20 protein-coding genes are annotated in these 23,205 nt (G+C 37.9%); 10 read left to right on the top strand and 10 right to left on the bottom strand.

Going from position 1 to position 23,205, the window contains the following annotated elements; genetic code table 11:
* Nucleotides 1-76 precede the first annotated feature (76 nt).
* Both ansA and sppA read right to left on the bottom strand, forming a co-directional pair.
* The gene (gene ansA / locus H4J73_RS07140) at nucleotides 77-1,087 is read right to left on the bottom strand and encodes an asparaginase (RefSeq protein ID WP_182179442.1); all 1,011 of its coding nucleotides are present in this window, start codon (nucleotides 1,085-1,087) and stop codon (nucleotides 77-79) included.
* A gap of 175 nt (nucleotides 1,088-1,262) precedes the next feature.
* Nucleotides 1,263-3,149, bottom strand: coding sequence for a signal peptide peptidase SppA (gene sppA / locus H4J73_RS07135; RefSeq protein WP_182223883.1), 1,887 nt, complete (start codon nucleotides 3,147-3,149; stop codon nucleotides 1,263-1,265).
* 93 nt (nucleotides 3,150-3,242) lie between these two features.
* Between sppA and H4J73_RS07130 the strand changes: the two genes are divergently transcribed.
* Together H4J73_RS07130 and H4J73_RS07125 are read left to right on the top strand one after the other, a co-directional pair.
* Nucleotides 3,243-3,914 carry an NAD(P)H nitroreductase gene (locus H4J73_RS07130; RefSeq protein WP_259366656.1) on the top strand — a complete coding sequence of 224 codons (672 nt, stop codon included), beginning with the start codon at nucleotides 3,243-3,245 and terminating at the stop codon, nucleotides 3,912-3,914.
* A 16-nt stretch (nucleotides 3,915-3,930) separates the two neighbouring features.
* On the top strand, nucleotides 3,931-4,350 hold the full coding sequence (locus H4J73_RS07125) for an N-acetyltransferase (protein ID WP_182179438.1): 420 nt from the start codon (nucleotides 3,931-3,933) through the stop codon (nucleotides 4,348-4,350).
* 159 nt (nucleotides 4,351-4,509) lie between these two features.
* Here H4J73_RS07125 and asnS read toward each other — a convergent pair whose 3' ends face one another.
* On the bottom strand, nucleotides 4,510-5,910 hold the full coding sequence (asnS, locus tag H4J73_RS07120; RefSeq protein ID WP_182179436.1) for an asparagine--tRNA ligase: 1,401 nt from the start codon (nucleotides 5,908-5,910) through the stop codon (nucleotides 4,510-4,512).
* Between the two features lie 196 nt (nucleotides 5,911-6,106).
* Between asnS and H4J73_RS07115 the strand changes: the two genes are divergently transcribed.
* Complete coding sequence (locus H4J73_RS07115; RefSeq protein WP_182179434.1) at nucleotides 6,107-6,475, top strand: hypothetical protein; 369 nt, start codon at nucleotides 6,107-6,109, stop codon at nucleotides 6,473-6,475.
* A gap of 52 nt (nucleotides 6,476-6,527) precedes the next feature.
* On the opposite strand, the gene bioA is transcribed toward H4J73_RS07115, so the two are convergent.
* Nucleotides 6,528-7,826: an adenosylmethionine--8-amino-7-oxononanoate transaminase gene (gene bioA, locus H4J73_RS07110; protein WP_182179432.1), complete on the bottom strand. Its 1,299-nt coding sequence runs from the start codon at nucleotides 7,824-7,826 to the stop codon at nucleotides 6,528-6,530.
* Between the two features lie 113 nt (nucleotides 7,827-7,939).
* Between bioA and bioB the strand changes: the two genes are divergently transcribed.
* From bioB to bioD, 4 genes are read left to right on the top strand one after another with little or no spacing between them, the layout of a single operon-like run.
* Complete coding sequence (gene bioB / locus H4J73_RS07105) at nucleotides 7,940-8,986, top strand: biotin synthase BioB (RefSeq protein ID WP_182179430.1); 1,047 nt, start codon at nucleotides 7,940-7,942, stop codon at nucleotides 8,984-8,986.
* A 32-nt stretch (nucleotides 8,987-9,018) separates the two neighbouring features.
* Nucleotides 9,019-10,158 (top strand): 8-amino-7-oxononanoate synthase, encoded by a 1,140-nt coding sequence (locus H4J73_RS07100; RefSeq protein ID WP_182223882.1) that lies wholly within the window; start codon nucleotides 9,019-9,021, stop codon nucleotides 10,156-10,158.
* On the top strand, nucleotides 10,158-10,943 hold the full coding sequence (gene bioC, locus H4J73_RS07095) for a malonyl-ACP O-methyltransferase BioC (protein ID WP_182223881.1): 786 nt from the start codon (nucleotides 10,158-10,160) through the stop codon (nucleotides 10,941-10,943). Before H4J73_RS07100 ends, bioC begins: the two co-directional genes overlap by 1 nt.
* On the top strand, nucleotides 10,936-11,625 hold the full coding sequence (gene bioD / locus H4J73_RS07090; RefSeq protein WP_182179424.1) for a dethiobiotin synthase: 690 nt from the start codon (nucleotides 10,936-10,938) through the stop codon (nucleotides 11,623-11,625). Before bioC ends, bioD begins: the two co-directional genes overlap by 8 nt.
* 73 nt (nucleotides 11,626-11,698) lie before the next feature.
* Here bioD and pepE read toward each other — a convergent pair whose 3' ends face one another.
* The 5 genes from pepE to H4J73_RS07065 all read right to left on the bottom strand — a co-directional run bounded on the left by pepE (nucleotide 11,699) and on the right by H4J73_RS07065 (nucleotide 16,716).
* A complete protein-coding gene (gene pepE / locus H4J73_RS07085) occupies nucleotides 11,699-12,427 on the bottom strand; it encodes a dipeptidase PepE (RefSeq protein ID WP_182179422.1) in 729 nt (242 codons plus the stop codon).
* Between the two features lie 51 nt (nucleotides 12,428-12,478).
* Nucleotides 12,479-12,877, bottom strand: a complete 399-nt coding sequence (locus H4J73_RS07080; RefSeq protein ID WP_182179420.1) for a type II toxin-antitoxin system HicB family antitoxin — start codon at nucleotides 12,875-12,877, stop codon at nucleotides 12,479-12,481.
* A 522-nt stretch (nucleotides 12,878-13,399) separates the two neighbouring features.
* The gene (locus H4J73_RS07075) at nucleotides 13,400-14,803 is read right to left on the bottom strand and encodes an alkaline phosphatase (RefSeq protein ID WP_182223880.1); all 1,404 of its coding nucleotides are present in this window, start codon (nucleotides 14,801-14,803) and stop codon (nucleotides 13,400-13,402) included.
* Between the two features lie 75 nt (nucleotides 14,804-14,878).
* Nucleotides 14,879-16,078: an endonuclease/exonuclease/phosphatase family protein gene (locus H4J73_RS07070; RefSeq protein ID WP_182179416.1), complete on the bottom strand. Its 1,200-nt coding sequence runs from the start codon at nucleotides 16,076-16,078 to the stop codon at nucleotides 14,879-14,881.
* 5 nt (nucleotides 16,079-16,083) lie between these two features.
* Entirely contained in the window at nucleotides 16,084-16,716 is a 633-nt protein-coding gene (locus tag H4J73_RS07065) for a TetR/AcrR family transcriptional regulator (RefSeq protein WP_182179414.1), read from the bottom strand.
* Between the two features lie 695 nt (nucleotides 16,717-17,411).
* On the opposite strand from H4J73_RS07065, the gene H4J73_RS07060 reads away from it, so the two are divergent.
* From H4J73_RS07060 to deoA, 3 genes are all read left to right on the top strand, one after another.
* On the top strand, nucleotides 17,412-20,570 hold the full coding sequence (locus tag H4J73_RS07060; protein ID WP_182179412.1) for a TonB-dependent receptor: 3,159 nt from the start codon (nucleotides 17,412-17,414) through the stop codon (nucleotides 20,568-20,570).
* A gap of 157 nt (nucleotides 20,571-20,727) precedes the next feature.
* Complete coding sequence (locus tag H4J73_RS07055) at nucleotides 20,728-21,150, top strand: cytidine deaminase (RefSeq protein WP_182179410.1); 423 nt, start codon at nucleotides 20,728-20,730, stop codon at nucleotides 21,148-21,150.
* An 11-nt stretch (nucleotides 21,151-21,161) separates the two neighbouring features.
* On the top strand, nucleotides 21,162-22,463 hold the full coding sequence (deoA, locus tag H4J73_RS07050) for a thymidine phosphorylase (RefSeq protein WP_182179408.1): 1,302 nt from the start codon (nucleotides 21,162-21,164) through the stop codon (nucleotides 22,461-22,463).
* Nucleotides 22,464-22,545: 82 nt separating this feature from the next.
* On the opposite strand, the gene upp is transcribed toward deoA, so the two are convergent.
* Nucleotides 22,546-23,172, bottom strand: coding sequence for a uracil phosphoribosyltransferase (gene upp / locus H4J73_RS07045; protein WP_182179406.1), 627 nt, complete (start codon nucleotides 23,170-23,172; stop codon nucleotides 22,546-22,548).
* Nucleotides 23,173-23,205: the final 33 nt, after the last annotated feature.

Raw genomic sequence — 23,205 nt, 5'->3', positions numbered from 1 at the left:
CCGATGTAAATAGTTCGATAATTTAGGCTATTTTGCTTATTCTGCAAAATAGCCTAACTATAATGTGAATAACATCTTAGTGAGTGGTGAGTTCGCCGCGTAAATTTTCTTTTAATAAACGACAAATTTCAGCTTGTGGTAATTCTTTGCTCAGTAAATAATGTAGCTTAGTTAATGTTGCTTCTAACGTCATATCGCCACCACCTACAACGCCACATTTACTCAACGCGACACCCGTTGCATAACCATCCATGTTAACGGTACCTTTTATACATTGGCTACAATTAACGACAACAATACCTTGATGATAAGCTTGTGTTAAGCAAGCAAGTAATTGTTCATCTTGTGGCGCATTGCCAACCCCATAACTGCGAATAATTAATGCTTTTACGGGTTGTTTAATAATGTTGGCGACCAACTCGCTAGAGATCCCAGGGTATAAATGCACAACCCCAATGGGTTGCGGTGTGATTTGCGCTAAGTTAAATGGTGCATCATTTACAACATTTATTTTACCTTCAACTAATTTTATATTAATGCCCGCCTCTAAAAGTGGTGGCATATTGGGTGAGTCAAAAGCGTTAAAACCATCAGCATAAGCTTTAATACAACGATTACCCCGGTATAATTTATTATTAAAATATAAACCCACTTCATTAATAGGGTAGTTTGCCGCAATATAAAGCGAATTTAATAAATTGACTTGCCCGTCTGAACGTAATTGGCTTAAGGGAATTTGAGAGCCGGTAACAATGACGGGTTTGGCTAAATTTTCAAACATAAACGAAAGTGCAGAACTGGTGTAAGCCATTGTATCTGTACCATGCAACACAACAAATCCATCGTAATCATCGTAATTAGCCTTTATATCATCAGCGATACGTTGCCAATCTCTTGGGGTCATGTTCGATGAATCGATTAAAGGCGAATATTCATTGATAGTAAACTCTGGCATCTCTTGTCGATGAAAATCTGGCGTTCCATTGATAGACTCGGTTAAATGGCCTTTTACCGGTACGTACCCTTGGCCACTGTTCTTCATTCCTATTGTGCCGCCCGTGTAGGCGATATAAATCCGCTTTTTCATTTATTTACCTTGAATACTTACTTTATTTGGTTGGTTATCAAAATAGCTTGTTCGTCCTGAACATCGTCACTCTTTCACATCCGTGCGATCATGACATTCCGTTCATCCTGAACATCGTCACTCTTTCACATCCATGTGATCATGACATACCGTTCATCCTGAACATAAAGAGTGGCTAATTAATTTCACAAGCCATACACAAAGAATAGATGCCTTGCGGATCATTAAGTAAGTTGAGGTGCGATAATTGATTTTTCAATTGTAAAAATAACTTGTCTGTATTGCTTAAGCTTATTATTTCAGATTCAGGGAAAAAGCTTGTTGCTTGGCCCACTAAACCTTGTAGAAAAAGGTCTTTAGGTGATTTTTCTATTTCGATTAATAATGTGTCATACGTTGCAAGATCAGCTAATTCTGCGGCTGCATTAATGGCGCTTGTTAAATTACCTAGCTCATCAACGAGTCCCAACTCTTTTGCTTTTAAGCCAGACCATACGCGCCCTTGAGCAATATTATCAACCTGTTCTAGGGTCATATTTCTATTCTCAGCAACAAGGCTGATAAAGTCTTGGTAGCCTCGATTTATATTTAATTGAAATACTTTTGCCATACCCTCAGTCAGTGGGCGGGTAACACCAAAACCTGCAATATCAGTTGTACCAACACCATCGGTATACACGCCCAGTTTACTTAACGAATTTTCAAAGGTCATGAAAAAGCCGTAAATACCAATAGAGCCGGTAATGGTTGCAGGTGATGCTATTATTTTATCAGCAGGTGCTGATATCCAATAGCCACCTGAGGCTGCATAAGTTCCCATTGAAGCAACAACAGGTTTTCCTGCTTGTTTTATCAGTTCTATTTCTTGACGAATAATTTCAGAAGCATAAGCGCTACCGCCTGGGCTGTCGACACGTAAAACAACCGCTTTTACCTGGTTATTTAAACGTGCTTCTCTTAACAATGCAGCGGTACTATCGCCGCCAACAGCACCTGGCTTTTGGTTACCATCTAAAATAGTCCCTTTAGCGACAATAACGGCAACTTTATCAGAGTTTGGGTTAATAATCGGATACAGAGGAGATGTTGCTGATAAATAATGTTTAAAACTGATGTGATTATAACTGTCACCTGCGGCATTCTTGCCAACAAGCTTGATCAAAGACTTTTTCATGTCTTGACGATTTTTTAAGGCATCAACCCATTGGTTATCTAAAGCATATTGCGCAATATTACCCTCAGCTTTTTCTAATTTTGCGACTAAAACATCAGCATCTTCATCGAAGTTATCAATTGAAAACTTTCTGTTACGTGCAACATCACTTTTATATTGTGACCACAGCTCACTTAACCATAATTTATTTGCTTCTTTAGCTGCAACCGACATATCGTCACGCATATAAGGTTCAACAGCCGATTTATAGGTACCCACACGAAAGATATGCTGGCTTATCGACAATTTCTCTAATGCTGATTTGAAGTAAAGTTGGTAGCGACCATAACCGTCAAGCAATAACCAACCGCGCGGGTTAAGCCAGACTTCATCCGCTGAACTTGCTAAGTAATATTGATCTTGAGAATATTGATCGCCAACAGCGATTATTTTTTTACCCACCGCTTTAAATTTTTCTAAAGCTTGGGCAATATCTTGTAACTTACTCAGGCCGGTACTATTCACTCCTTGAAGTTGTAAAACGATCATTTTGATACGTTTGTCATTTTTTGCGCTTTCAATGACATTAATAATATCGGTGATTAACACTTCTGGATTTTTTTCTTTTTCTTCTAGTGCTTCAGTAATCAAAGCATCCATGGGGTCTATGACATGTTTTTGTTCAACAATATCACCAGTAATATTTAAAACTAATGCGGCATTATCTGGAATAACAATTTTTTCGTCGCCACCACCTATTGCAGCAATAAAGAAGAAAAGCACTATAAAAAAAACAAGGTTAACAATTATTTTTCTAAATGAATTTAATAAACTAAAAATTCTTAATGTAGCTCGTTTTAAAGCACTTTGCTTTACTGGAGCATTTGGTAATGATGTTTTTTCTGTCATAATAGCCGGCATGATAAGTCTGTAATTATAATTACTGCCATGCTACTTAATTATTGATCATTTATGTAGTCTCAATAGTAAATAAATGTGTTTTTGCCTAAATTAATCTTATTATTTACCGTGCTTTATTTTTTATTAGCCCTGCTTGCTTTACCCTTATCAAACATTAGCTTTATAATCACCAGCAACGAAAATATAACCGGGTCTTTATACTTAATGAATGCTAAAGAATTATTATTACAACGACAATCCAATCCCAGACTAATATCGCCAGCGCCTCAGCCGTGTGATCTTGATTTTATACTGAGTGCAGGCATGCGAGCGCCGGATCACGGTTGTTTAGCGCCTTGGTTTTTTACTGTCATTAAAGAAAGTGGTTTAGATAAATTAAGTCAAGTCTTTGAACAAGCGGCCATAGAGCAAGATTTTGCTAAAGCCAATATAGAAAAAGCTAAAAACATGCCGTATCGCGCCCCCTTAATTATTGTGGTGAGTACGCAATATCAACACCATGAAAAAGTCCCTAAAGGTGAACAGACGATAGCAGCAGGTTGTTGTGCTCATGCTATGCAAATGGCGGCGTTTAGTTTGGGTTATGGGGCCGTGTGGCGAACAGGCGACTTTAGTTATAATAGTTCAGTAAAACGCGAGTTAGCGATAAGTGCAGACAATGACATTATTGGTTTTATCTATATTGGTACGCCTTTAAAAGAGCGTCCGATTAAACCCGCTAGAGTGATTGAATCACATGTATCGTACTTTTAACGATTAAAGAGGTTTGATGAATATTGAAATACTAGACGAGCCTGAACAAGCGTTAATTAACTTTCTCGATAAAAAAATAGCAGAGTTTAATTGGGCGCATTGGGAAGTGAATGAACGCAAGCCACTTGCTATTCAAATAACCGATGACCAAGGGCATATTATTGCTGGTTCTTCGGCACGTACGTTTGGCAATTGGCTATTAATTAATACACTTTGGGTTGACGAGTCACTTCGTGGTAAGAAAGTGGGTACTAGAATTTTAGCTGAGCTTGAAGAAGCAGCAAGCGGAAGAGGTTGTACCTTAAGTATGCTTGATACCTTAAACTTTCAAGCAATGCCTTTTTATCAAAAGCACGGTTATCAAACAAAGTGGGTGCAAGAACATTACCCCAAAACAGGTTGTAAATATTTTATGGTAAAAGAACTTGTCCAATAATATATGCTAATTTGGCTATAAACGCTCCATGTGATCATGACATACCGTTCATCCTGAACATTGTCATTCTTTCACATCCTTGTAACTATGACATACCGTTCATCCTGAACATAAAAAAACCTCAATAAAGAGGTTTTTTTATATGACTTTATTCGATGCTTAGAATGCCGCGTTATTTGGCGTTCTTGGGAAAGGAATTACGTCTCGTACGTTTTGCATACCTGTTGCATAAGCAACTAAGCGTTCAAAACCTAAACCGAAACCTGAATGAGGCACTGTGCCGTAACGGCGTAAATCACGATACCAGCTGTAGTCCTCTTGATTCAAATTCATTTCAGCTAAACGAGCGTCTAATACATCAAGACGTTCTTCGCGTTGACTACCGCCAATAATTTCGCCAATCCCTGGTGCTAAAATGTCCATAGCAGCAACTGTTTTACCGTCATCATTTAAGCGCATGTAAAAAGATTTAATGTCTTTCGGATAGTTTTGTAACACTACCGGACCATTAAAATGCTCTTCAGCAAGGTAACGCTCGTGCTCAGAGTTAAGATCAACACCCCAAGCGACTTTGTTTTCGAATGTCTTATCACAATTTTCTAATATCGTAATAGCGTCAGTGTAATCTAAACGAACAAAATCATTTTTTATAACTGAGTTCATACGATCTACAACTGTTTTATCAACACGTTGCTCAAAGAACGCCATGTCATCGCTACGCTCATCAAGTACGGCTTGAAAAACATACTTCAACATTTCTTCAGCAAGGTCAGCAGCATCCGATAAATCAGCAAAAGCGATTTCTGGCTCGATCATCCAAAATTCTGCTAGGTGACGTGTGGTGTTTGAATTTTCAGCACGAAATGTTGGACCAAAAGTATAAACTTTTGAAAGGGCACATGCGTAAGTTTCTACATTCAATTGGCCAGAAACCGTTAAGAATGTTTCTTTACCAAAAAAATCTTTGCCGTAATCAACATCACCTTTGTCAGTACGAGGTAAGTTTTCCATATCAAGCGTACTAACACGGAACATTTCACCCGCACCTTCACAGTCTGAGCCAGTAATTAATGGCGTGCTGATCCAAAAATAACCTTTACTGTGAAGAAAACGATGAACCGCTTGAGCTAAGGTATTTCGAACACGAGCAACGGCTCCGCCGATATTAGTACGGGCACGTAAGTGAGCTTGTTCACGTAAAAATTCTATACTATGACGTTTTGCAGCCATTGGGTAAGTATCAGGGTCATCAACTAAGCCTAATATCTCTACTTTCGTCGCTTGTATTTCAAATGACTGACCTTTACCCGGGGATTCAACCAAAATACCGGTAACTTTTACAGATGCACCGGTAGTTAATTTTAATATTTCTGATTGATAATTATCGAGATCACTTGGCGCGATGGCTTGAATAGCATCAAAACATGAACCGTCATGAACGGCTAAGAATGAAATACCGGCTTTAGAATCACGGCGAGTTCGGATCCAACCGTGTACTGTAACTGCTTCACTTACTGGGTATTTACCAGCAAGTACATCAGTGATTGAGATAACTGACATTTATCAACCTCTTATCTTTATTTAATTATTGTCATAGATAGTTGTACATATATCCAGTTTAGGATGCTGAATTTATTTGCACTAACTTTAAGGTGTGATATGTTACCTTTACTGTTGTTTTTAACAAGTAAAACTTGCTATTCCGGCCTATATATAAACAAAACATAGTCATATTGACTTTAGAGGGTTTAGATCAATGGTCTTAGCAACAAAAAACAGGCGAAAGTCTGCAGATATTGGGGTAGTGTTAACACGAGTTTTGGCATTAAGTGGCTGGGGTTTATTCATATTTGCCATCGTTATGTCATATTTTGCTGCACCAGAGCAAGATTATGGTTTACTACGATATAGAGATATCGAAATAAGACAATTTTGGCTAACACCCTTGACCGGGTATTTATATATAGTGCTTTGGATAAGCGCGTTATGTAGCTATTTTTGTTTAGTGCTTGATCATTATCGAAGTAGAAGAAAACAAGACAGTAAGCATTTTAATTTAGTCCTTTTACTGACGATCACTGTCGCTTGGGTTGTCTATATTTTAGTTAAACTCAATGAAGTATAAGTTCATTGCTAAATGTGTTTATCTCTACTTCAAAAATATAATTTAGTCTTTATTATGCAAAGCACTGTGCTTCATCAAGTACTGTGCTTATTGCTTTAACAAGTCTCTTTAAATCTGCCTCGGTGATAATAAAAGGTGGCATAATATAGATAAGCTTACCAAAGGGTCTGATCCATACACCCAGCTCAACAAACCTCTTTTGTATGTTAGCCATATTCACTGCATCTACTGTTTCTATAACACCAATCCCCCCGAGTACTCGCGCATCTTTCACTCTTGAGTGCTTATTTAAGGGTAATAATTTTAGCTTTAAATAACCTTCAATAAAACCAATTTGCTGTTGCCATTCTCCTGTTTCTAAAAGGTCTACACTTGCATTAGCGACAGCACATGCCAGCGGGTTTGCCATAAAAGTAGGGCCATGCATAAAACATCCTGCTTCGCCATCGCTGATGGTATTGGCAATTTCTTCTGTACAAAGCGTAGCTGCAAGGGTCATATAACCGCCGGTTAATGTTTTTCCTAAACACATAATGTCAGGGCTTATTTCTGCCCAGTTACAGCCAAACATTTTACCCGTTCGGCCTAAGCCTGTGGCTATTTCATCAACAATAAATAATACGTTAAATTGCGTACATAAAGCGCGACATGCTTTTAAGTACTCAGGGTGATAAAAGCGCATGCCGCCTGCACCTTGCACTATAGGTTCGATAATAAAGGCCGCGATTTTTTCGTGCTGTGTTTTAAATAATGTTTTTAACCTTGTAAGTTCACTTTCATCCCACGGTTGATAAAAATTACTTTGTGGCGCCGGCGCAAAAATGTTTTTCATTAACACCGTTTCAAAAATTTGATGCATACCATTCACGGGATCGCAAACCGACATTGCTGCAAAGGTATCGCCGTGATAGCCATTTTTAACCGTGAGTAGTTTGTGTTTTTCGCTTTTGCCTTGACTATGCCAATATTGTAAAGACATTTTAATGGCCACTTCTACAGATACTGAGCCTGAGTCTGATAAAAAGACTTTTTGAAGCGGCTCTGGTGTTATATCAATCAACTTCTTACAGAGGTTAATCGCAGGTTCATGCGTTAAACCACCAAACATGACATGTGCCATTTTTTGCGTTTGATCAATAAGTGCTTGATTCAATTTTGGATGATTATAGCCATGTAACACCGACCACCACGAAGACATACCATCAACAAGTTCTTCTCCTGAGGCGAGTTTTATATGAACACCTTGTGCGGATTCAACTAAATATGATGGCAGTGGATTCGACATAGACGTGTAGGGGTGCCAAACATGTTTTTTATCAAAATCAATTAAATCTGTATGTTTTTTATTCATATGTAAAGCTTGCATGGGTTTTTATGTTGACAATTAATGACTGGCGCATAGATTACCTGCTAATATTTAACGATGCAATTATCCCATTTACATTTTTACAGCAAAGGTTTCATATGTCTCAAACGAATATACCTCGTCATGATTGGTCAATAGCTGAAGTTGAAGCATTATTTGCTATGCCTTTCAGTGATCTTATGTTTAAAGCTCAAACCGTTCATCGTGAACATTTTAACCCGAATGAAGTACAAGTTAGCACGTTATTATCAATAAAAACGGGTGCTTGTCCTGAAGACTGTAAATATTGTTCACAAAGTGTTCGATACAATACTAATGTTCAAAAAGAACGGTTAATGGAAGTTGAAAAAGTATTAGAAGCTGCAAAAGTAGCTAAAGATCAAGGTTCAACGCGTTTTTGTATGGGCGCCGGTTGGAGGAATCCTAAAGCGCGTGATATGCCTTTTGTACTTGAAATGGTAAAAGGTGTTAAAGCGATGGGTTTAGAAACCTGTATGACATTAGGCATGATTGATGGCGGCCAAGCCGACGAACTTCAAGAAGCGGGGTTAGATTATTACAACCATAATCTTGATACATCACCGGAACATTATAATTCTATAATTACCACCCGTAGCTATCAAGATAGATTAGACACGTTACAGAATGTTCGTGACTCGGGCATGAAGGTATGTAGTGGTGGTATTGTTGGTTTAGGCGAAAAGGCACAAGACAGAGCCTCGTTTTTAGCCCAATTAGCTAACTTACCGCAGCACCCTGAAAGTGTGCCTATCAATATGTTAGTAAAAATTGAAGGTACGCCATTAGCAGATGTTGACGATTTAGACCCTTTTGATTTTATCCGTTGTATTGCTATTGCCCGTATAATGATGCCTAAAAGCCATGTACGTTTATCGGCAGGACGCGATGCGATGAATGATCAAATGCAAGCAATGTGTTTCTTAGCCGGAGCAAATTCAATTTTTTACGGCTGTAAATTGTTAACAACGGGTAATCCTGAAGCGAATAAAGATATGCAATTGTTTGCAAAATTAGGTATTAATACCGAAACTATTGCCACTGAAGATGAAGATACTGAACAGCAGATAACAACAGCGGTTGTCAATCAGCAAAACAAAGCGCTTTTTTACGACGCTTCTTTGTAACGTTCACATCGCATAAGAGTCAAACTGAATCTATGTCTTTTAACTTTATTGCTGAGCAAGTTGCTCAGCAAAAAGAAAAATCTCAATATCGTCAACGTCAATGTATAAGCGATCAAAATGGTCGAGAGATTTTTGTGTCAGGTGAACGTTATTTAAATTTTTCTTCTAATGATTACCTCGGTTTAAATCATCACCGTGATATAAATAAAGCGTTTCAAGAAGGTGTTGATAAATTCGGTAGTTGTGCGAGTGCTTCTAGTTTAATTACGGGTTTTCATTATGCGCACCAAGCGCTAGAAGAAGAAGTTTGTCAGTGGTTAAATAAACCACGCTGCTTACTTTATAGTAGTGGTTTTGCAGCTAACTCCGGTGTTTTACAAGCGTTAGGTAATAAAGAGAGCCAATTTTTATTAGACAAGTTAAGTCACGCTTCTTTAATTGATGGTGCGTTATCAAGCGACGCTTCAGTAAAGCGTTATCTACATAATGACCACCAACAACTTAAGCGGTATTTAGCTAACAGTACTTATGAAAATAAACTTATTATCTCTGAAGGTATTTTTAGCATGGATGGCGATTGTGCTGATGTTAGCCAGCTAATTGATATTGCAAAAAAACAACAAGCAATGCTTTATATGGATGATGCTCATAGTCTTGGCATCATAGGTGATAAAGGTCAGGGAAGTAGTAGTTTTGGACCGGTCGATATTGTTATGGCCACTTTTGGTAAAGCTTTAGCTACCAGTGGTGCTTTTATCGCTTGTGATGAAGATGTTTATGAGTATCTGGTGAATTTTTCCCGTCATTATATTTATTCAACCGCTATTTCTCCTGCTATCGCTTGGGCGACCAAAATGAGTATAAAACTTGCCCAAAGTGAATCTTGGCGTAGAGAAAAAATTAGGCAATTAAGCGAGATTTTATCAATGAACCTTGATGCTAGCATCAATATAATAACCTCATCCTCTTCTATTCATGCCATTGTTATTGGCAGTGAAGAAAGAACGCTTAACGTCTGCCAAACGTTGAAAAATAGAGGGATTTGGCTGACCGCGATACGACCTCCAACTGTTGCTAAAAATAGCTCTAGGTTACGCGTAACCATAACGGCAAAGCATAAAGAGAAAGATATCAACTATTTAGCGAATTGTTTGAATGAGGTTTTAAGTTAATGGCAGAGGGATTAAACAGGGTTAAAATAGCCAAGTCATTTGGCTTAGCAAGCCAATCGTATGATGTTTCATCTCGATTACAGCGTTATACGGGTAAAAATTTGATGTCATTATTACCTAATCGCTCAGATCTTACTGTGGTAGATTTAGGATCGGGTACCGGTTTTTTTACTGATATTTTAACGAGTAAATTCAACCAAACCATTGGTGTTGATATTTCAGCTAAAATGTTATCTTTTGCCCAGGAAAATCGTAGTAAAGGTATTTCTTGGTTAGAGGCTGATGCTTATCATCTGCCTCTCAAAGCAGATAGTATTGATGTTATTTATTCTAATTTAGTTATTCAATGGTGTGATCCCCTCGACGTCCTTGTTAAGGAAGTTTTACGGGTATTAAAGCCTGGTGGTTTATTTATATTTTCAACCTTACTTGATGGCACCTTACATGAATTAAAGTCATCTTGGGCACAGGTTGATGATGATAAACATGTGATTGATTTTAAGACAGAAGGCGAACTAAAAACCATTTTTAGTCTTTGCTCATGTAAATTACTTGAACAAAAAAATGAAGATTTAGTCTTAGAATATGAAAACGTGATGCATTTAGCCCGTGAATTGAAGGGGCTCGGCGCAAATCATGTGCCTAAGGAAAAAGGAAAAGGTTTAGCTGGTAAAGACAAGTGGCAAAGAATGACCCTTAGCTATCAAGACTTTCAAGAGCCAAGTGGCATTTATCCTGCTACTTATAAAGTGTATTCTGGGATTATAGTTAAATTAAATGATTAAACTTTTTATTACTGCAACGGACACTGATGCAGGCAAAACCTACGTTGCTCAGTTACTCACTGCGGCCTTAGTAAAGATGAACTTTAACGTTGCCGTGTTTAAGCCTATTTCAGCCGGATGTGAAAGAATAGCTTCAGCAACAGGAGAAGTCCTTGTTAATGAAGATGCACAATTACTCTTACACCAGGCAAATTGCGGACAAACCATTAACGAAATTAACCCTCTCGCTTTTGAACCCGCCATTGCGCCTCACATCGCTGCTAATTTAATGAATACTGAAATTAAATTATCGGACATAAACCTTGGATACAACAACGTTTTAGCAAGAGCCAGTGACATTGTGATTACAGAAGGCGCAGGTGGTTGGCGATTACCATTAGGTCATGGCAAATTTTTATCTGAGTTTGTTCAGCAAACGAACCAGCAGGTGATTTTGGTGGTAAATATGAAGCTAGGCTGTTTAAATCATGCCGTGCTAACTTATGAAACGATACGAACAGATGGACTTGATTGCATTGGTTGGATAGCTAATTGTATCGAGCCAATGAGTTACTTACATGAAAATATAGCGGAGCTAACGACACTAATTTCAGCTCCGATGATTGCTCAATTAGGTTTTGAAGCGGATCTAAACAAAGCCGTGTCGGCAATAAATCTATCGTCGATTATTGAACTGCTTTAGGATATTAGTGACGTTTGTCTAAATGAGAGAAAGGGGCCGCATTACAACCTCTTTCTTCATTAATCAGCCCACTCTACATTGACAACAAATGACTGATATCTTCACTAACGGCAATCGTTTTTTTACTCCCTCCTTTAAATAAAAAACCATCAGGATTTCCTATTTTCGCACAAGCGATTAGTGACAATTTATTATATTCGAGTGTTAAAGCACTTCCTTCAACAATCGCCACAATAGGCATTTCAGGGTTAATGACCATAAATTCAGCTAAACGTTGTTCTCTTGTTTCACCGTTATGACCCGGTGGATTAAAATCAGTGTAATGAGGGTTAAGCTGAAATGGCACTAAGTTAAGAGCCTTAAAACTGGAGGGTTCAATAATCGGCATATCGTTGGTAGTGCAGATACTCGCACCGGCTATATTAGCGCCGGCACTCCAGCCAATATAAGGTACACCGGTTGCTACTTTGTCAGTAATAACAGAGATTAAATTATTCTCGTACAACTGATGCAATAAATGAAAGGTATTACCGCCACCAATAATAATTGCTTTTGCGTTATTAACCGCCGTAACCGCATCGCTAAACTGATGAATACCTGTAACGTTAATGTTCAATGGTTGCAGAGCATCTTGTACTTTCTTCGTGTAATCGTCATAACTAACACTAACACCTGCGTAGGGAATAAATAATACGTCTTTAATGCCTGCTAAGTGGTTTTCAATCATTGTTTGCGCATGTGCTAAGTAAGGTGTATTACCGACACGAGAGCTACTGAGTAGTAGCAAATTTTTATTTGTCATTTCTATTTCTCAATTTTAGTTTTTACTGATTGGCCAATGCTATTAACATTGTTATTGATTCAATTGACTCATACAAGCACTCGCAATAAAGCCTGAGCGTGTTTTGTATGCCGAAGACTTACTGACCCGATCATCAATTTGTTTTATCAGCAGCTCTGGTAAGGTGACATTAATTTTATGACTCTTGCCTAAGTAGGGCACTATATCGATATCAATGATACCCCAGATAACATTTGGGTAGCTAGCTAGGTGGTTTTCAATCGTTGTCGCGTGTGGAATAGCCTCACTATATTCAGCCAAAATAGCAAGGTGCTCAGCGATACTGTCCTTTATTTTGTTAAGCGAAGCATCAATGCTTTCGCCATTACATTCACAGCCCGGTAAGTCAGGGACGTTAACCTTATAGTTATCTACGCCAAGTATTTTCTTTAATGCGATAGGGTATTTCATTGTTATATCCTTTATTAACAGCTTGTCAAAGTATAACCCCGGCAACCCTTTAAACCAAGTAAATAATAACCCCAGCAACCCTTGTCGTGTGGTTGCTGTAACTCTGGTAACTCTGTGTAGGGCGACCTTAACAACCCCGGCAACTCCGTTATTATTAAGGAGTGAATGTTTACTTAAGGCCTGAGTCTTTATATATAGCAATGATAAAAGGGCTGTAAGTAATTTTTTGTGTTCTTTGTCTTTGTTTTTAATCAAGTTTTATAGCGTTTTTGGGGTTACCATATTAAAGTGTTGTTATTTTATGAGAGAAATAAACGTTGGTCGTTGTTATTTTTCATGAGTAGGATTTAAGAATATAAAGCGATAAGACAACTGTTGGGTTTATGTCTCATCGATGAGTGAGGCTAGATTAATGAATCTATTGTTTGCTAATCATATTGTGCTTGGACGTAACAACAAAAAAACCGCTAATGAATATTAGCGGTTTTTATGTTTATAAAATACATCATGCTAGAACTAGCTTTATTTTTTACCCAGCAGTAAAAATATTTGTTTGGCTATATCGGTATTATCAATTTTACCTTTAAGTATCTCACTGCGTTTACCTAAGGTATGAACAGGAACATCAATTGCTGTGTGTCCCCCTGATGTCCAACCCGTATTTGTTCTAATATCAATAATTTTTTTAATAACACTCTCAATCGCTTTATTCATCTCAGGTTTTTTAATGTTGGTTTTTGTTTCTTCACCAAGCTGTTTGTATGCCGCTAATTCTTCAATGGCGGTAACTTTGGCTGCTACAATTTGCTCAACTTCATTTGTCGTTACATCAAAGCTAAGTAATTCAGTTAATAATTGTTGTGTTATTTTATTTTCAACTAAATTATCCGCAACGATCATTGGCGATTTTTTCATTGTACGTAAAATCTCAGGATTCCACTCATATTTACCACGCGCACCTATCGTTAAACCACCTGTGCTGTGATCAGCAGTTAGTATTACTAACGTGTCTGGGTTTTGTTTGACGTACTGCTCTAAGTATTCCATTGTTATCGCTAAATCTGACATTTCTGCCATTGCAGTAACAATATCATTGGAATGACCAGCCCAATCGATTTGACTGGCTTCAATTAGCATAAAATAACCGTTGCTGTTCTCTAATTGTTGAATCGCTTTTTTTGTCATGGTTGATAATCGATGCTGGTCTGTGTCGTCAATTGCTGAGGGTAACCCCTTATTTGCAAAAAGACCGATAACAGGCGTTTGCGCTTTAAGCGTATTTAAGGCGTTGTAGTTATCGATATATTGAAAACCAGCGGTTTTAAATTCGTCAACCAAATTTCTATCTTCACGAATAAAGTACTGCCAGCCACCACCAAAATAAACATCAGCCTTAATACCGTTATCTACATAACTGTCGGCAATGGCATTGTAGTTATTTCTACTTTCGTTGTGTGTCAAATAAGCTGCAGGAGTTGCATGGTTTATTTGTGAAGTAACCACCACACCCGTTTTTTTGCCTTGCTTTTTGGCAAACTCTAAAACAGTTTCTACACTTATCTTATTAACATCTAATGCTATTGCGCCATTGTAAGACTTAACACCCGCAGCAAGGGCTGTCGCTCCCGCGGCTGAGTCAGTAACAAGTCCAGAGACTCTAGCTGGGTATGTACTTGCAGAGCCGACCAATAAACGGTCAAATACTGTTTCTTCGATAATCGTTGTTGCAGGGTCATCGTTAAAATATCGGTAAGAGGTTGTGTAGGCCGGTCCCATACCATCAGCTATTACCATAATAATATTTTTGGGTGCATGCATATTTTCAACAGTTTTTACTGGTGATATAGCAACACTTGCGTTATTTTCAGTTTTTTCACAGGCTGTTAAGGCAATGACAACGCTGACAGCAGTAAGGAGTTTTTTCATTTTTTACTTCTTGTAGTAAGTGTTAAAGTTATGAGGTATTTATGGTTCATCTAAATACTAACGGTTTACTGTTAACTATTTATTATTTAATAAGAGGTCAAGCCATACCATACGGTGATCTGACGATGCTGCTCTATCTTTTATTAATCGATAGGTATCTTCATCTTTTGTTGGCCAATATACACCCGCGTCTTTAATGGTAAGTCCCATTTTTGAGGGTAAAACGTAATCTGCTCTCATCCGCCAAAAGGCCGTATGATGTTTAGCGTTAGTATTATCTTGGGTATGTTTTTCTGCGCCTTCGCTGCTAGGCATGGCATCTTGTATGTCAACATGAGCTAATAAACTTGAAATGCCAGCATTCATTGCATTCCCATCAACACTCGATGCATTTAAGTCACCAAGAATAACGAAAGGTGCTAATGGTTTTAAACCACCTTTGTCACCTTTGTCATCATAGATATAAGCTGACTTGTCAGCTGAAATGTAATCGGCCCAAAAACGAATTTCATCATGGTTACGTTTACCGTTCCTATCTTCTGGCCCGTCAAAAACGGGTGGTGTAGGGTGGCTTGCTAATATATGTATAATTTGTCCATTAACCTCTACCGGAACATCCCAATGAGATTTAGAAGAAAGTCTTAAATCTTGCCAAGCTTGAGGGCTAAACCAAGGCTTTGACGTTGTAGGGTCAATAGGTTGCAAGGCATTTGGCATATCTCGCCATTTAAAATATTGAAAAGTGCGTATATTCTTTACATCAATAGGGTATTTTGACATTAATACCATGCCAAAGTGCCCTGAAAAATGGCCATAACCAAAACCGTCACCGGGTAAAACACCGGGTGTTCCATTGCCATCTAGATCGTAACCGGAGTTAACACCGGTATTTACCTGACCTTGATAGTAATAAGGGAAATCGATGGCCTTTTGGCCATTTTGGCTTTTATTTAAATAGTGCTTACTAAATATTTTCAATGCCTGGTGTTGATTATCTTCATTATTATGTTGATTATCAAATTCATTGAGCAGAATAATGTCAGGGTTTACGCGCTGAATAATTTCTGCAATATTTTTAATTTGCTGATGGTTGCTTTCTAAAGCGACTTGCAAAGCATTACTTGAAACAGTAGCCGTTTCACGGTTTTGGGGAGACTGATAATTTAAAGCCTCCATACTTACGTTGAATGTTGCTATTTTAAGTTGTTGTGCTTGTGCTGTACTCATATAAGTCAACGCTAGTGTTATAGTGATAGATAAAATTGAATTTTTCATAAGTCTTAGTTTAAACCACATCCGCGTAAAATCATGTCTGTTAAAAAGGCAATGACATGCTCAACATCTTCATCTTCGTAATCTGCTCTATTCATAATAGTTAAGATCTGTGTTTCAAAATCAGCATAGTGCTGGGTTGAAGACCAAATAAGAAAGATCAAATGTATTGGGTCAACATCTCGCATTTCGCCATTGTCTATCCACTGCTGAAACAGCTGCGCTTTTTCTCTTACCCACTTACGTTGATAAGTACGCGCAAAGTCTTTTAAATGTTGGGCACCTTGGATGATCTCCATGGCATAAATTTTTGATGACTCGGGGTGTTTGAAAGACATTCTTACTTTTGCATCAATAAACTTTTCAATCGCCGCTTTAGGACCATCTTCGGGCGTTATATCTCCGATACCTTCATCCCACATTTGTAAGGTATGTTCTAATACGGCGTGGTAAATGTTTTCTTTATTTTTAAAATAATAAAGTATATTAGCTTTGGGTAGGCCCGCTCGGTCGGCAATTGATTGCACCGTAGCTCCTTTAAAGCCTTGCAAAACAAACTCAGTACTCGCCGCTATCATTATTTTATGTTGGCTTTGTATCCGAATATTCCCTGTTTTTTTAATTTCTTTGTTGTTTTTCATAAAGTTGCTCTATATTAAGAATGCATAAATAAAACATTTTTGAGTTAATTATTATTATTATAATTTTATTTATTTACTAGGTCTTGACCATATAGTTAACTTTTATGGCTCGTTAGACTTATCTCGATCTTGTCGTAGATTCAAGAGACAAAATTACATTTTTATGAAATTCTACTATAAATGTTTACACATTTATTTGAAAGGGCACTTTAACGCTTTAATCGATGTTCCTGACGTTTATTATTATTTACATTTTACGCGCTTACCTAAATAAAATCAGCTCAATCTGTTGTAAACATGATTGTTTATGCTTTATTTGTATACTTATGTAATGAACTGGCTGCACACACATATAACTAAAGGGAATTAAAATAAGATATCGATACCAATATCTTATATAAAGTCCATTTTCATTATCAATTATATTGATAACGCCTTGATTGTTTTTTATCCTATTGTTTATTAACGTTATTAATTGTTTTTGGATTTCGCTTTATTTATAAAAAGTTGTCATATAACATTTGATTTTAAAAAAGTCTGAAAATATGTAATGAAAGTGTAATAAAAATCTGGTCTAATTTCATTCGAAATTAAAAACAGAGCAACTGGTTAAGTTTTTAGTTGCTAAAAATATTAATAAGTAATCAACACTTAAAACGTAATCAATAATTAAAAACGTAATCAAGGAATAACAGATGAACACTCCTCGTCTCTCACTCATAACAGGCGCCGTTGTATTAGCGCTTGGACTTTCTACTTCAGCTATGGCTGCTGATACATCATCCTCAATACGAGGACAAATCTTAAGTAATAGCGGTTCACCTGTTACAGGCGCTACGGTTACTGTTATACATATACCTACAGGCTCTAAAAAAACAGTTAAGCTAAACGAAAGTGGTGTATTTTCTGCTAGCGGTTTAAGAGTAGGTGGTCCTTATAAAGTCATTGTTGACTCTAATATTTATCAAGATAAAACCTTAGAAAATATATTTCTTCAATTAGGTCAAACTTCACAAGTCAGCATTGAACTAGGCTCAGAAGAAATGGAGCGTATATCTGTTTCTGGTAGTAGTCGTCATGCGTTAATTCATGGCGCTAAAAATGGCATGGGTAGTGTATATGGTGCAGATGATATTAATCGTGCCCCTGCATTTGACCGTGATTTAAAAGATATTATTCGTCAAAATCCTTTGGTGAACATTTCTGATAGCGATAGTAATGAAATGTCAGTAGGTGGTGTAAATCCACGTTTTAACAGCTTGTCAATTGATGGCGTTAAACAAAATGATGATTTTGGTTTAAGTGCAAACGGTTACCCAACGAACGGTTCTCCTATTTCTTTATTGTCTATTGCACAGGTAGCCATTGATATTACCCCTTTTAACGCCAAAGCTTCGGGCTTTACCGGTGCGTCAATAAATGCGGTTACAAAATCAGGTACTAATGAACTATTTGGAGAGTTGTTTTACGACTACTCAAGTGATTCTTTAGCCGGCACGCCTAAAAATGAAGATGGCGAAGATATCAATTTAGACTTTACACGTAAAAATTATGGTATGGCTTTAGGCGGCAAGATTATTGAAGACGAGTTGTTCTTTTTTGTAAGTTATGAAGAGTCTAAAAGTCCATTTGTAAATAATTTTGGTCCTGGTACTGCAAATCCTAAAGATTGGTTAACTTCTGATACGATTACAGAAGTACAAAATATTGCTTCAGAAGTCTATGGCGTTAACGCTGGCGGTATTGCTGATGGCCTATCTAACGATAGCGAAAAATTAATTGTTAAGCTTGATTGGAATATCAATGATGACCATCGTGCAGCATTTACTTATCAAAACACACAAGATAACTCAGTGCGTGATCAACATACAAGTTCAAGAAATCAATTTGGTTTATTGAGTAACTGGTATAACGTTGATGCAAGTGTTGAATCATATGCTTTACAACTTTATTCATACTGGACTGATGAACTATCAACACAGTTAAGTGTTTCATTTAAAGATGTTGAAAACAAACAGGGTTCATTCTCTGATGTTTTAAACGATAAAAAAATTGGTCAAGCGTGTATCACTATCGGTGAAAGTGATGAGAGATGCTCTGACCGTGATTCAAATTCAATATGGCTTGGTACTGACGCATATCGTCATGCCAACCAATTGACAAATGACACTTTAGCTATTGATTTTGACGGTGAATATTTACTTGAAGAACATGTATTGTCATTTGGTGTTGGTATTGAAAAAACCAACGTATTTAACCAGTTTGTACCTTTTTCTCGAGGTGAGTGGTTATTTGATTCAGTAGAAGACTTCAAAAATCAAAATGCTGAACGTGTTTCTTATTCAAATGCTTACACAGGTAATGCGAATGATGCAGCAGCAGAGTTTTCATTATCAAACTTCCACCTTTTTGTTGAAGATAAATGGCAAATTAACGATGAGTTATGGGTAAATGCAGGTGTGCGATATGAGCGTATTTCAACGTCTGGCACTATCCGTGAAAACGAAGCTTTTGTTGGTTTATATGGTTTTAGCAACACTAATAGTTTAGACGGTAAAGATATTTTCTTACCTCGCTTCGGTTTTAACTGGTCAGTGCAAGACGACTTGACCTTAAGTGGTGGTATCGGTCGCTATTATGGTGGTACTCCAAATGTTTGGATTTCTAACGTATATTCAAATGATGGTCAAATCAATGTACGTGCAAACGTAAATGATGTTGACTTAACAAATGCTGATATAACTCAACCTCCTGCAGGTGCAACACTGACTCCAGGTGACGGCGATGTTGATGCAATCGATCCTAACTTTGAATTGCCAAGCGAATGGCGTGTAGGTTTAACAGCGAACTATACCGCTGATTTAGGTCCTTATTTAGGTACGGGTTGGGATTTAGAAACTAGCTTCATGTACGTTGAAGAAAAAGACGCTGTTCGCTGGAAAGAATTATACAGAACGACACAAGAATCTGTTGTTGGTCCTGATGGTCGTGTTATCCCTGTTGGCACAGGCTCGCGTGATAGAGCTGATGCTATGGTTACAAATGGTGAAGGCGGCAAACGTAAGATATTTACTTTAAGTGCAGCTAAAGCGTTTGATAACGGTCTTTATTTCAATGTTTCATATGCAAATACTGACGCAACATCATTAGCTGGCGGAACGAGTTCAACCTCTAACTCAAACTTCTCGAAATATAATACCGCTGATCGAAACAACCCTCAAGTTGGTACAAGCCGTTATGAAATTGAACATAGTTTCAAACTAAACTTGTCTTATAACATTGAATTGTTTGAAGGTTACAACTCGACTTTCTCACTTCAAGGTGAACGTTCATCAGGTCGACCTTACAGTTGGGTATATGATGGCGGTTCAAATGCTTTCGGTGGTCAAAACAACTACACAAGAGCTGATATGTTTTTACCATATATACCAACAGGTGCAGATGATGCAGCGGTAACATATGCTGATGGTTATAGTTATGAACAACTTAAAACTGTACTTGATGCGAGTGGTTTAACGAAATATGCTGGTGGAATTGCACCTCGTAATACTGAAACAGGACCTTGGAATTCTCGTCTTGACTTTAAATATAGCCAAGAAGTTCCTGGTTTTATGGAAGGTCATAAAGGTGTGCTTTTCGTTTCGGTTAAAAACGTTCTTAACTTAATCGATAGTAGTGCAGGTAAAGTTAATGTGACTAACTTCACAAATGCTAGAGAGTTAGTTGATATTAATTACGACCAAGATACTAATACTTATGAATATAGTGAAGGGTTTAGAGATAGTGCGCCAACATATTATGATGCAGAGCGTTCTTCTTGGAGAATTAAAGTAGGCGTTAGCTACAAGTTCTAATTCAACTGAGTATGACTTCAATAAAAACCCTTTAGTTTACTAAAGGGTTTTTTTTTATGGAAAAATTTAACCCTTTTACTCATACCTAAACTACATACTTGACCACTTGGTCAACTATGTTATTCTGATACGACTCAATAACTCTTGAATCTTTATAATGATAAATACAAATACAATCGAAATACCGGCAAATTTAAAAGCCGCCGCTAAAGAAGCTTATGGTAAAGCTTATGCGCCTTACAGCAATTTTTATGTAGGTGCCGCTGCTTTAACAACAAAGGGAAATATTGTTCAAGGTTGTAATGTTGAGAATGCGTCTTATGGTTTAACGGTTTGTGCAGAGCGTAATTGTGTAAGCCATGCCGTGATAAAAGGCGAGCAGAGCTTTCAGATGATCGTTATTTATACCGAGCAAGACAAATTAACGCCACCGTGCGGCGCATGTCGACAAGTTATCGCCGAGTTTTTTGAACAATCAGCTCCGGTGATTGCGTTTAATCACAAAAATGAACAGCAAGTGTGGAGTGTGGCACAACTTTTACCAGATGCTTTCACACCAAAAGATCTACTGGATCTATAAGGATTTTAACCATGGTATTACCGCAAGAAATTATTCGCATTAAGCGTGATGGTAAAAACCTCAGCGAAGGTCAAATTCACAGTTTCGTGAAGGGTTTAGTTGACGGCAGTTTTTCCGACAGTCAAGTGGGTGCAATGGCGATGGCAATTTTTCAAAAAGGATTGTCGGTTGAAGAAAAAGTAACACTCACTAAAGCGATGATGAACTCAGGTGATGTACTTTCGTGGGAGGGCTATGATGCCCCCATTGTAGACAAACACTCTACAGGTGGAGTAGGAGATAAAGTGAGCTTTATGCTTGCTGCAATCGTTTCTGCGTGTGGTGCTTACGTGCCAATGATTTCAGGGCGCGGGTTAGGACACACCGGTGGTACCTCAGATAAATTAGAAAGTATTGCGGGTTTTAATGTTGAACCGACCATAGCTGAATTTAAGCGCATCGTAAAAGAGGTGGGTGTCGCTATAATATCCCAAACTGACAACTTAGCGCCTGCAGATAAACGCCTTTATAGTATTCGAGATGTCACCGCGACGGTTGAGTCTATTCCCCTGATAACCGCCTCTATTTTATCTAAAAAACTCGCTGCGGGTCTTGATACTTTAGTGATGGATGTCAAAGTGGGTAATGGCGCGATGATGTCATCTCTTGACGATGCTAAAGCGCTTGCTGAGAGTATTTCAAGTGTCGCCAATGGTGCCGGCGTTAAAACTCAAGCGATCATCACTGACATGAATCAAGTGTTAGGCACCAGTGCTGGTAATGCTATTGAAATGTATGAAACCGCTAAATATTTAACCGGTAAACAGCGAGAACCACGTTTGCATAAGGTTGTTAAAACGTTAGCCTGTGCGATGTTAGTAAACTCTGGTTTAGCAAGCGATGAACAAAGTGCCTATCTTAAAATTGATAAGGCGCTGCATTCAGGTAAAGCGGCAGAAATATTTGAACGTATGATAGCGGCTTTAGGTGGTCCAACAGATTTTGTTGAAAACCCTTGGGGTTCAATGCATAAAGCTGCAATTATTATGGAGATAAAAGCGAGTCAACATGGCTACTTAGCACAAATGAACACCCGTGATGTCGGTATGTCAGTGGTTGGTTTAGGCGGCGGTAGAACTGCGCCAAAACAAAAAGTAGATCACAGTGTGGGTTTCGATCGAATTTTACCGCTGGGAGTACAAGTAAACAGTGGCGAAGTTATTGCGCGTGTTCATGCGAAAGATGAAAATTCTGCGCGATTAGCTGCTCAGCAATTTCAACAAGCAATCACTTATTCTGAAGAGTCACCTGAATTACCACCGGTGATCTATTAAGCTTGCATCATATAAAATCACTTTTTATTTAGCCCATAAGAAGTGATTTTAATACTTTAGTCAATTTATCACGTATCGAATATTACAACGTACCGAAAATCTTGTCTCCTGCGTCACCTAAACCCGGTAGAATATAACCTTGCTTGTTAAGTTTTTCATCTATTACGCCAATGGTTAACGTAACATCAGGGTGAGCATCTGCTATCATTTTAATGCCTTCTGGTGCCGCAACCAAAAATAGCGCGATAATGGTCTTACAACCTGAGGTTTTTAATAAATCTATTGTCGCTAATGCAGTGCCGCCTGTTGCTAGCATCGGGTCAATAATAATTGCTGTTCTGTTTTCTATATCAGAAATTATATTTTCGTAATAACTTTCAGCCGCTAAAGTCTCTTCATTTCGTTGTATGCCAACAACACTAATTTTTGCACAAGGCAATATTGAAAGAGAGCCTTCAAGCATACCCAAACCCGCACGTAATATGGGAACAAGCGTGGGTTGTTTATCAGCAAGTGTAGGGACTGATATTTCGCCAGACCAACAGGTTAATGAGGTATTTTTAAGACTAAGGTGTTGGGTTGCTTCAACCGTCAGTAACATTGATATTTCTTTAGTCAACTCTCGAAAGGCTTTAACTGAAATATTGTTATCTCGTAATAAACTAATTTTGTGCTTGACCAGTGGGTGAGTGCTTTCAAAAACTGACATGGAGTATTCCTTGTTTTATACAGGGACAAATGA

Source organism: Colwellia sp. MB3u-41 (assembly GCF_014076845.1).
GTDB lineage: Bacteria > Pseudomonadota > Gammaproteobacteria > Enterobacterales > Alteromonadaceae > Colwellia_A.
Note: the sequence above shows the minus strand (reverse complement) of the source record. Positions and strands in the feature narration are given on the sequence as shown.